The organism is Ferruginibacter sp. (genome assembly GCF_031430955.1).
In the GTDB taxonomy this organism is placed as follows: Bacteria; Bacteroidota; Bacteroidia; order Chitinophagales; family Chitinophagaceae; genus Ferruginibacter.
Genome location: NZ_JANPCM010000052.1, coordinates 1 through 10,261, shown reverse-complemented (window position 1 = coordinate 10,261; position 10,261 = coordinate 1). Strand labels below are relative to the sequence as shown.

The following is a 10,261-nucleotide window of genomic DNA, read 5'->3' as shown; positions in this document are numbered from 1 at the left end:
CTAACTTCCACACCAGCCATGGCGTATTCTTTATCCATAAAGCATCTGGTATCGCTGGTGTGGAAGTTAGAGAAGATATTTCGGGTTGCGATGTGCTGATGGGTATTAAAGAAGTACCGGTAGAGCAACTGATACCCGGCAAAACTTATTTGCTTTTTTCTCATACCAAAAAAGAACAAGAGCACAATAGAAAATTATTTCAGGCCATTATAAAAAACAATAGTACACTGATAGATTACGAATGCTTAACGCATGAAGATGGCCAGCGAATTTTAGGCTTCGGTTTTTTTGCCGGTATTGTTGGTGCACACAATGGTATGATGGCTTACGGAAAAAGAACAGGGTTATTTAATTTAAACAGGGTATATCAGCAAAAAGATTATCGTAATTTAATCCACACTTATTTTGGATTAAAATTACCTAAACTAAAAATTGCTGTAACCGGCAGTGGCCGTGTGGCACATGGCGTTTTAGAAGTGATGAATTTAATGGGCATACATGAAGTAGAACCTTTTGAATATTTGCACAAGCAATTTGATTACCCGGTATATGTAGATTTAAAGGGCCGTGATTTATACGAACGTAAAGATGATGGTACTTACAACCGTGATGATTTTCATTTACACCCCGAAAAATATAAATGTTCTTTCAGCCCGTTTGCAAAACAAACCGATATTTTAATGAATGGTATTTACTGGGATAAAAATATTCTACCACTTTTTTCTGTAGAAGAATTTCAATCGGATGAATTCAGCATAAAAACTATTGCAGATATTACCAACGATTACCACGGTTCTATTGCCATAAATATTGGCGACAGTACAATTGAAGATCCCATTTACGGGGTTGATAAAAAAACACTTTTAAAAACTGCAGCTTATCAAAACGGTTCGGTAGATATTATGGCTGTGGGAAATTTACCTAATGAGTTGCCGAGGGATGCATCAAGGTATTTTGGTGAGCAGTTAATAAAATTTGTACTGGAAGATTTGGTTAAAGGCAGTTCATCAACTATTGAAAGGGCAACCATGGTTAAGCAGGGTGTATTAACAGAGCTGTATGAGTATTTGAGAGAGTATGCATCAGGGAATTAGGAATTGGTAATTTGGAATTAGGTTCGCAACCCCGATCCCATTTTTTTCGTATTGGTGTCAAGTTATTTTTTCCAGCTTTCAATAAAACCCTTTACCATAGCCCCATTTGGGGCGAAATATCAGTAGAAATAATTTCATTTTTTATTTTTACAAAGCCCCATCGGGGCGGTATGTTTTTTTTCGCAACCCCTTTGTTTCAATATGCCGTCCGCCAGCTGGCGGAGCTTTGCAACCAATAACTATCTAATTGCTACTGATATATCGCCTCTACGAGGCTTTTTAACTTGACGCCAATGCGATTTTCTTTCGGGACGGCGGTTGATAAAGAGGATAAAAATTTCTTTCCAATTTTTGCTAATTTACAAATGCAAATAGTAATCTTTCAACAATTCAATAAATTTTGTAGAATAATTTCCTTCTTCATTTTTTATAATTATTTCTTCTTGAATTGTTTCCAATTTTTTTGTTGAAAAAATAAGTATTGATCTGAAATGATTATGCTTGGGCGTTTGCTTTATCAATATTTTTTTGATGAGATTAAAATTTATTTTTGCAGCTTCGGCTTCAAAATAATTACTGCGGCGAAAGGGTAGCAATACAGAAAAAAAACCAGCAGGCGATAAATTTTCAGTAACAAAATTTAGTAATTCCGTAAAAGTTAATGAGGTATCATGCTTTGCAAAATTTTTCTTTTCATCTCCCGATTTTAAATCAGCTTCAAAAAATGGCGGGTTGCTGATAATGCAATCGTATTTTTTATTGGTTTGAAATTGCAGAATATCGGAATTGTAAATTGCAATCTTTTCTCTCCATGGCGATTGTTCAATATTTTGTTTTCCCTGTGTAAAAGCTGCTGCATCAATTTCTACCGCATCAATTGTTGCGGATGTTTTTTGCGCCAGCATTAAAGTTAGTAAACCTGTACCGGTACCAATATCTAAAATATTTTTTACAGGCAACTGCTGAATTTCATTTGCAATATATGCACCAAACAAACAGGCATCGGTGCAAACTTTCATGGCACATTTATCCTGGTGGATGGTGAATTGTTTAAATTTAAAATAGTTGTTGGGCACGGATTACACAGTTTTATTTTGCCACTGATTACACGGATTTACACGGATTAAATGCAATTGAAAAAAAAATAAGGTATTCATTTTGTGAATTTTTATCCGTGAAAATTTATGTAATCCGTGGCTACCCCCATTCCGCTTTAGCAGTAGGACTAACACTTAAATCCGTAAAATCTTTTTCTAAAAATTTATAATAACCTGTTATGGCAATCATCGCTGCATTATCAGTGCAGTATTCAAATGCAGGTATAAAAGTTTGCCAGTTCATTTTTTGTCCCAGTTCCGTAAAAGCTTTTCTTAAGCCGCTGTTAGCACTAACGCCACCGGCCAAACAAATATTAGTAACACCGGTTTCAGTTGCCGCTTTCTTTAATTTATTTAGTAAGATACTTACTATCCTGTTTTGTACGGATGCACAAATATCATTCAGGTTTTCGCTGATGAATTTTTTCTGCATTGCTGCATCGGGTAAAAATTCTTCTTTATAAACATTGCTGGCGCCGGCATTTTTTAAAAAATAAAGTATAGAAGTTTTTAAGCCGCTGAAACTAAAATTTAACCCAGGTATTTGTGGCTCGGGAAATTTATATCGTTCTCCATTTCCTGTGGCGGCATATTTATCAATTAACGGTCCGCCGGGGTAGGGAAGGCCTAAAAGTTTTGCGGTTTTATCAAAGGCTTCGCCTGCTGCATCATCAATAGTTTCGCCAATTACTTTTAGTTTAGAGGGAGATTCACACAATACAATTTGTGTATGCCCGCCGCTGACGGTTAAACATAAAAAAGGGAAGGCCGGTTTTTTTTCTGCAATTAAATTGGCCAGTACATGTGCCTGCATGTGATGCACTGCAATTAATGGTTTATCTAAAGCCAGTGCTAATGATTTTGCAAACTGTGCACCTACCAGTAAAGAACCAATTAAACCCGGTGCCTGTGTAAATGCAATGGCATCTATAGTTGGCAGTTGACAGTTGGCAGTTGCCAGTGCAGCATCTACAACGGGTACAATATTTTGCAGGTGTGCCCTGCTGGCCAGCTCGGGTACAACGCCGCCATATTTTTCATGCACCGATTGGTTAGCAATATGATTGGATAAAATTTTTCCATCAACACACACCGATGCCGATGTATCATCGCAACTGGATTCGATAGCTAAAATGGTAATGTGGCCCCCATCCCCTCCCGAAACAATCGGGATAAATTCCGGGGAGTTATCCGAAATGTTTAACATAAAATCATCAATAAAAAATTCAGTAAAGTTCAGCAAAGGTATGCCGTACAAGAGTGCAACGCAACGATGATGCCATGAAAAATAAATGCTGGGAGCAAAAAAATAGTAAAATATAATCATCTCATTCATCTTCTCCATACTCAAGTTCTCCGCCGCGGCGGAGCGGAGGGGGGTTCCCTAACTCCTTATCGCCACCACCGGATCCATTTTTGCGGCTCTCCGTGCAGGTATGATGCCTGCTAAAATGCCTACCACAATACAAATGATAACTGTGGTAACAAGCATGGGTACAGAAATATATACTGGAAATTTTAATGGCCCCGAAAGTATTAAAGTAAGAATGTAAACAAAGAATAAACCAAAGGCGCCGCCAATTATACAAAGCAATGCTGCTTCCATTAAAAATTCAAATAAAATGCTGGCTTTTTTTGCACCAATTGCTTTTTTTAATCCAATTACCGAAGTGCGTTCTTTAACCGTTACAAACATAATGTTAGCAATACCAAACATGCCCACAATTAAACTGATGCCGCCAATTACTGCACCCACCACATTCAGCATTACAAAAGATTCGGATATGGCTTTGCTGAATGCTTCCACACTGTTTAAAGAAAAATTATCTTCCTGCTTTGGTGCAATCCTTCTTATCTGCCGCATTATTCCTGTCAGCTCATTTATTAAAGCGGTTGGAGTTACACCTTCTTTTCCTTTTGCAATTAATACCGGGTTGCTCCATTCTACAGGAAAAATTTGTTTGCAATATTTATACGGCAGCATAATGCAGTTATCGTAATCCCAGCCAATAAAATTTTTACCTTCTTTTCTTATTACGCCAACAACAGTGGTCTTTCTTCCTTTTACATCAATTTGTTTTCCTAATGCCCTTTCGGTATTGCCAAATAAAGCTTCGGCATTGGCAAAGCCAATTAAACAAACATTGCTGCCCGAATTAAATTCGCTGTTGGAAAAAAAACGGCCGTACTCAAAATTTATCGGTTGCACCGTCATTTGTGCTTCGGTTATTCCGTAAACACTGGAGTTACTGATTACATCGTCTTTATACTCAATGCTGCCGCCGGTGCGTAACAGCATCGAAATATCATCTAACAAAGCCGAACGTTGTTTAATCATATCCGCTTCCTCAATTTTCATATTGGGCCTGGCCCTGTATTTCCATTGCGGCCTGTCGGGGCCGCCACTGTATTCCCATTTGTCAATATAAATGGTATTGGTGCCCAGGCTTTTTACTTCGTTCTGGATATTTCTTTCTAAACTGTTAACCGTTGCCAGCACGCCAATAATGCAAAATATACCAAATGCAACACCAGTAAGGCTTAGCGCCGTACGCAGTTTATTAACTTTTAATTCCTGCAAGGTTAGCCGCAGCGAATTGGCCATTATGTTGAGCGATTTACTCATGTATCAAAAGTACGTGATGAAAATGAATTGAAATGGGGAAATGTATGAACGGGAGACCCCGTTTCCGATGCGGCGGAGAACTTAGTTCGGCTCATTATTATTAAAACGATAACATACTAAATTTACTATCCTCTATTTTTTGTGACAAGCATAAGGAATTCTATCAGGCATTGTTGCGTCGCATCCCGATTTTTATCGGGATACCGCATACCATTGGGCAGCTTTTACCTAAGCATACTAGCAGTATTCATTGCAGACAGTTTTTTACTTTTCAAACCTTACCTTTGCCGCCAATAAAAATGGATTTCTGCGCTATCTGCGAAATCTGCGGGCAAATCATGAAATACATCAACGAAATAAACAAACGCAAAACATTCGCTATCATCTCTCACCCCGATGCCGGTAAAACTACCTTAACAGAAAAGTTTTTGTTATTTGGCGGCGCCATACAAACTGCCGGTGCAGTAAAAAGTAACAAAATAAAAAAACATGCTACCAGCGATTTTATGGAAATAGAAAAGCAGCGTGGTATTAGTGTGGCTACAAGTGTAATGACCTTTGAGTACGATGGTCATTTAATTAATTTATTGGATACCCCGGGCCATAAAGATTTTGCCGAAGATACTTACCGCACTTTAACCGCAGTGGATAGCGTAGTGCTGGTAATTGACAGTGTTAATGGTGTGGAAGCACAAACAAGAAGATTGATGGAAGTAATTGCCATGCGTAACACCCCGGTTTTTGTTTTTATAAATAAAATTGACTGGGATGGTAAAAACCGTTTTGATCTTTTAGAAGAAATAGAAAATGAATTAAAAATTAATTTGCACCCCATGACGGTGCCCATCAACAGCGGGAAAGATTTTAAAGGGGTTTACGATCTGCATAAAAAAAGTCTAATATTATTTGCAGCTGGTACAAAAGCCAATGATGAAGATGTGGTAGAAATAAAAGATTTGAACGATACCATTTTAGATGCAAAAATTGGAGACAGAGATGCCACCACTTTACGTGAAGATGTAGAATTAATTGATGGTGTGTATGGCGAATTAAATGATGCCGATTATTTATCGGGCAAAACGGCACCCGTATTTTTTGGCAGCGCCGTAAATAATTTTGGTGTAAAAGAAATGCTGGATACTTTTATCCGCATTGCGCCAACGCCAAGGCCACGCCATACTACAACAAGAGATATTAAACCAGAAGAAGATAAATTCAGCGGATTTATTTTTAAGATACATGCCAACCTCGATCCAAAGCACAGAGACAGGATTGCATTTTTAAGAGTGTGCAGCGGCAGATTTGAGCGTAACACGTATTATCATCATGTGCGTATGGACAGGGATTTTCGTTTCAACAATCCGTACAGTTTTTTGGCCCGCCAAAAAGAAGTGATTGAAGATGCTTACCCCGGCGACGTGGTGGGTTTATTTGATACCGGCAATTTTAAAATTGGCGATACCATGACGGAAGGAGAAGATTTTTATTTCACCGGCATACCCAGTTTTAGCCCGGAGATATTTAAAGAAGTAGTGAACAAAGATCCGATGAAAACAAAACAATTAGAAAAGGGCTTGATACAATTAACCGATGAAGGCGTGGCACAATTGTTTACGCAGTTTGGCGGCAATAAAAAAATTATTGGTTGCGTGGGTGAGTTACAGTTTGAAGTAATACAATACCGTTTATTGCAGGAGTATGGTGCGTCGGTACAAATGAACAGCCTGCCATTTTTTAAAGCCTGCTGGCTTACCAGTAAAGACCCTAAAAAGTTAGAAGATTTTATTCGCTACAAACAAGCCAATATTGCTGCAGATAAAGATGGCCACATTGTTTACTTAGCACAAAGCGAATGGTTTTTAAATACCGAAAGACAAAATAACCCCGATATTGAATTTCATTTTACGAGTGAGATACATAAATAGTTTGTAAATGATTGAACTAAAATTATTAAGTTTACAACATGTATAAATTGGATAAGTCATATTGTAAAGCACAATCTTTTGCAGAAGCAGAGAAAGATAATTTATTTTTAAAGACCGACTCACTTTCTGAAAGATTAAACCAGGCTTGGTATTTAACTGCAACTATTTATGGGATGGACCCGCTTAATCCGGCAAAAATGCAAAAGCATTTGTCAACACTGCGTAAACACAGTAAGTAATGCCCAATATTTTTAATGCTGATTTCAGAGAATTTATTGCTGCACTCAATAACAATAAAGTTGAATACCTGCTTGTTGGTGGATATGCAGTGATATTGCATGGTTACAGAAGAACAACCGGCGACCTTGATATTTGGGTGAATACCACAGAAGAAAATTACGAAAAATTACTAAAAGCTTATAGAGCATTCGGTTTGCCTGCAACTGATATTACTCCCGATAATTTTTTGCATAATGATAATATTGAAGTGTTTACTTATGGTGTTCCGCCCGTTTGTATTGAAATAATGAAAGTAGTAAAAGGCTGTAAATTTTCTGATGCATATAAAATGTGTGAAGTGTTTAATGAAAATGGATTAGTCATTCGGTTTCTTCATTTGAATACTTTGATACAGGCTAAAAAAGCTGCCGGACGGTATAAAGATTTAGATGATATTGAAAAACTATTTGGATTATAATTATAGTTGCTTAAAAATAAACCGTACCATTCCATTACTGATTTTACTGCTGCTGATGCTAATTTCATAACGTTTACCTCCATCATAAACAATCATTAATGCGGTGTTAGGCGGTATGCTGCCCAGGTTTTCGGCGTACATGATTAATTCATTGCTTCCACCACTTTTATTTACAGGCAGCATAAATGTTTTAGGCTTATCGGTTAAAAACAAATGCGTAGCCATTACTTTATTGTTATAAACAATGGTAACAGAGTCGCCGTCAATTTCGGCATTATCATAAAAAGTTACGGCAACAGAATCACTGGTTACTGCAATTTCTTTTAAAAGATTATTTTCTCTTTTTTCTGGAAGTAAAGCAGTGGTGTTGGTTTGTTTACCAGTATCAGTATTTATGGTAACAATATTTTCTGGTGCTGATAAAGCAGGAGCTGCAATTACAATTGTTTGCTGCGCTGTATCGCTGCAGCCATTTTTGTTTTGAGCAATAAGCATTACTTCATAACTGCCCGGTTGCTTATAAGTATGAGATATCTTTTTTTCTTTATCAGAAATTGCTCCATCTCCAAAAAGCCATTTGTATTGTAGTTTTTGTTTGTTGATAATGTTAAAGTTGAAAGTATTTTTTTCTTTTTCGTTTTCATAAGTAAATGCTGCTGTTGGCTTGGTAACAGTAAAAGTTTTTTCTATAGTAATTTCTTTTCCGTTGGTGCCTGCAGCAATTAGTTTTACCTTATAGCTGCCTTCATTTTTGTAAGTATGAAAAAATGATTCTTTAGTTGCAGTACTCTTATCCCCTAAATCCCATTTGTAAGATTTAATATTTTCGTTGCTGGTAATTTTAAATTGTACTTTATTACAGTTGGTAATGAAGTAGGTGAAATCGGCGGAAGGGTTGGTGGCAGGAGTTTTTTTATCACACAATGAAAGTATTTCCACTTCCGATAAAACCCGGTTATAAATACGAACTTCATCCATTTTTCCTTTAAACCAATCTCCAAAAGCTCCACCTTTTTTTCCAAAAGTTATTCTTGAATAACCATCCTGAAGTATATATTTAGTTTTGGATAAGTCTTGCTTTTCTAAAATACAATTGATATAAAGTTTCCAAATACCATTATTATAAGTTGAAGTTATGTTATACCATGTTTCACTTTTTGACAAAGTTGAACTGCTTTGTAAAACATGTGTATCAGCATATCCCGACATTCCTTTTTTATTAATCAAGTATATTCCATAATTCCATTGGGCAAGTGTATGATTATCTGCAAATGGAGACTTAACAACTAATGCTTCTGCTACTGATTTAAAACTTTGCTCTGGCATTATCCATGCTGAAATAGTGAAAGAGTCGGTTGACCCAAAGTTATAAAGACTGGAAAATGGCAATTGAATGTACGAAGAACCATTAAAATAATAGGCGGCATTTTGCTCACCATTTCTGTCTGTTGTTAAAACAGTCTTTGTAATTTTTCCATTAATACCATTACCGCTTTCGTCATTTGCATTGCCAGAAAAAGGATAAAAGGCAATAAGTCCTTTGTCGAGATTTATTTGAGAAAATAAAGTATTTATAACTGCTAAAAATGATAACGTCGCTATTATTTTTCTCATAAAATTTATCTTATCAAAATTACGTTTCCTTTTTTCTCTACAGTACCACATGCCGTTTTTGCTTTTATGTAATACACATAATTGCCCAATTCCGGTTTTTTGCTTTTGTATAAACCATCCCAGCATTTATTGGGGTCGTTGGTGTAAAATACTTTTTCGCCATAGCGGTTGTAAATAAAAAATTCTAACTGTTCAATAATGCCCCAGTATTTTATTCCAAAGCAATCATTTTTACCATCGCCATTAGGGGTAAAACTGTTAGGCATAAAATAGCCACTGGCACCTGTTTTTGTAACAGCAACAGTTAAAGTATCAGAATCTGAACAGCCAAATGAGTTACTACCAGTAACTATATATTGTGTGGTTGAAGTTGGTTTGGCCACAGGATTATAAATACTGTTACTGCTTAATCCTGTTGCAGGGCTCCAGGTATATTGTAATGCACCGCTTGCCAGTAAATTAGCAAATTCTATGGAGCAATCTATGTCGTTTGATTTAGATGCAGTAATCACCGGTACAGGATTTACAGTTACTGTGGTAAAAAGTGTTGCTGAAACATTGCAGTTGCTTTCTGTAATAGTTACCGAATAATTTGTTGTAGTACCAGTGATTGCTGTTGGGTTAGCAATTGCAGCATTGCTCACTAAATTTGCCGGGTTCCATAAATAGCTATCGCCTCCGGCTGCACTAAGTTGTACTGCTGTACCAATGCAGGTTGATTTGGATGGTGAAACTGTAAATACGGGTGCAGGCCTTAAAGTAATTTTTACCGAATCGGTATTGCTGCAGGCGTTTACATTATTATTGGTAACGGTAACAATGTATTTTGTTACTGGTGCAGTTGGTGTAGCTACCGGGTTGGCAATATTTGCATTGTTTAATGTGGCTGCCGGCGACCAGGTATAACTGGTGCCACCGGATGCATTTAACTGAACAGAAGAATTTTTACAAATAGTAGTATCCGCAGTTTTTGTAATTAAAGGTTTGGGTAAAACAGTAATGTCAATAAAATCTGAAGCTGTACAACCATTTATGGTGGTGCCATTAACGGTATACCGTGTATTGGTTTGTGGTAGAGCAACCGGGTTTGCAATATTGGGGTTAGATAACCCAGTTGCCGGTGTCCAAACATAAGTTGAAGCACCTGTTGCATTTAACTGAACAGGTATTCCTGCACAAACACTAACATCTGCAATGGTGTTTACTAC

Annotated in this window: 9 protein-coding genes; 4 read left to right on the top strand and 5 right to left on the bottom strand. The window is 37.0% G+C overall.

Translation table 11 applies throughout. The features are described from left to right. Window positions 1–1,094, top strand: a 1,094-nt coding sequence (locus tag ACY65O_RS01515; protein ID WP_462219082.1) for an NAD(P)-dependent oxidoreductase, incomplete at its 5' end; no start/stop codon positions are given. A 359-nt stretch (window positions 1,095–1,453) separates the two neighbouring features. On the opposite strand, the gene ACY65O_RS01510 is transcribed toward ACY65O_RS01515, so the two are convergent. From ACY65O_RS01510 to ACY65O_RS01500, 3 genes are all read right to left on the bottom strand, one after another. Continuing rightward, the gene (locus tag ACY65O_RS01510; RefSeq protein ID WP_462219081.1) at window positions 1,454–2,170 is read right to left on the bottom strand and encodes a tRNA1(Val) (adenine(37)-N6)-methyltransferase; all 717 of its coding nucleotides are present in this window, start codon (window positions 2,168–2,170) and stop codon (window positions 1,454–1,456) included. A gap of 121 nt (window positions 2,171–2,291) precedes the next feature. After that, window positions 2,292–3,398, bottom strand: a complete 1,107-nt coding sequence (gene tsaD, locus ACY65O_RS01505) for a tRNA (adenosine(37)-N6)-threonylcarbamoyltransferase complex transferase subunit TsaD (RefSeq protein WP_462219080.1) — start codon at window positions 3,396–3,398, stop codon at window positions 2,292–2,294. A 177-nt stretch (window positions 3,399–3,575) separates the two neighbouring features. Beyond that, window positions 3,576–4,817, bottom strand: coding sequence for an ABC transporter permease (locus ACY65O_RS01500; RefSeq protein WP_462219079.1), 1,242 nt, complete (start codon window positions 4,815–4,817; stop codon window positions 3,576–3,578). A gap of 338 nt (window positions 4,818–5,155) precedes the next feature. On the opposite strand from ACY65O_RS01500, the gene ACY65O_RS01495 reads away from it, so the two are divergent. The 3 genes from ACY65O_RS01495 to ACY65O_RS01485 are packed head-to-tail and all read left to right on the top strand — an operon-like array spanning window position 5,156 to window position 7,439. Then, window positions 5,156–6,742 (top strand): peptide chain release factor 3, encoded by a 1,587-nt coding sequence (locus ACY65O_RS01495; RefSeq protein ID WP_462219078.1) that lies wholly within the window; start codon window positions 5,156–5,158, stop codon window positions 6,740–6,742. 47 nt (window positions 6,743–6,789) lie between these two features. Beyond that, window positions 6,790–6,981, top strand: coding sequence for a hypothetical protein (locus tag ACY65O_RS01490; protein WP_462219077.1), 192 nt, complete (start codon window positions 6,790–6,792; stop codon window positions 6,979–6,981). Then, complete coding sequence (locus ACY65O_RS01485) at window positions 6,981–7,439, top strand: DUF6036 family nucleotidyltransferase (RefSeq protein WP_462219076.1); 459 nt, start codon at window positions 6,981–6,983, stop codon at window positions 7,437–7,439. The genes ACY65O_RS01490 and ACY65O_RS01485 overlap by 1 nt, the downstream gene beginning before the upstream one ends. On the opposite strand, the gene ACY65O_RS01480 is transcribed toward ACY65O_RS01485, so the two are convergent. Together ACY65O_RS01480 and ACY65O_RS01475 are read right to left on the bottom strand one after the other, a co-directional pair. Beyond that, window positions 7,440–9,053, bottom strand: coding sequence for a PKD domain-containing protein (locus ACY65O_RS01480; protein ID WP_462219075.1), 1,614 nt, complete (start codon window positions 9,051–9,053; stop codon window positions 7,440–7,442). 5 nt (window positions 9,054–9,058) lie between these two features. Continuing rightward, a partial coding sequence (locus ACY65O_RS01475; protein WP_462219074.1) for a gliding motility-associated C-terminal domain-containing protein occupies window positions 9,059–10,261 on the bottom strand: 1,203 nt, incomplete at its 5' end.

Excerpts from the sequence above, each read along its gene's own strand:
- ACY65O_RS01480 (WP_462219075.1), bottom strand. The coding sequence starts at position 9,053 with ATGAGAAAAATAATAGCGACGTTATCATTTTTAGCAGTTATAAATACT.
- ACY65O_RS01495 (WP_462219078.1), top strand. The coding sequence starts at position 5,156 with ATGAAATACATCAACGAAATAAACAAACGCAAAACATTCGCTATCATC.
- tsaD (WP_462219080.1), bottom strand. The coding sequence starts at position 3,398 with ATGTTAAACATTTCGGATAACTCCCCGGAATTTATCCCGATTGTTTCG.
- ACY65O_RS01500 (WP_462219079.1), bottom strand. The coding sequence starts at position 4,817 with ATGAGTAAATCGCTCAACATAATGGCCAATTCGCTGCGGCTAACCTTG.
- ACY65O_RS01485 (WP_462219076.1), top strand. The coding sequence starts at position 6,981 with ATGCCCAATATTTTTAATGCTGATTTCAGAGAATTTATTGCTGCACTC.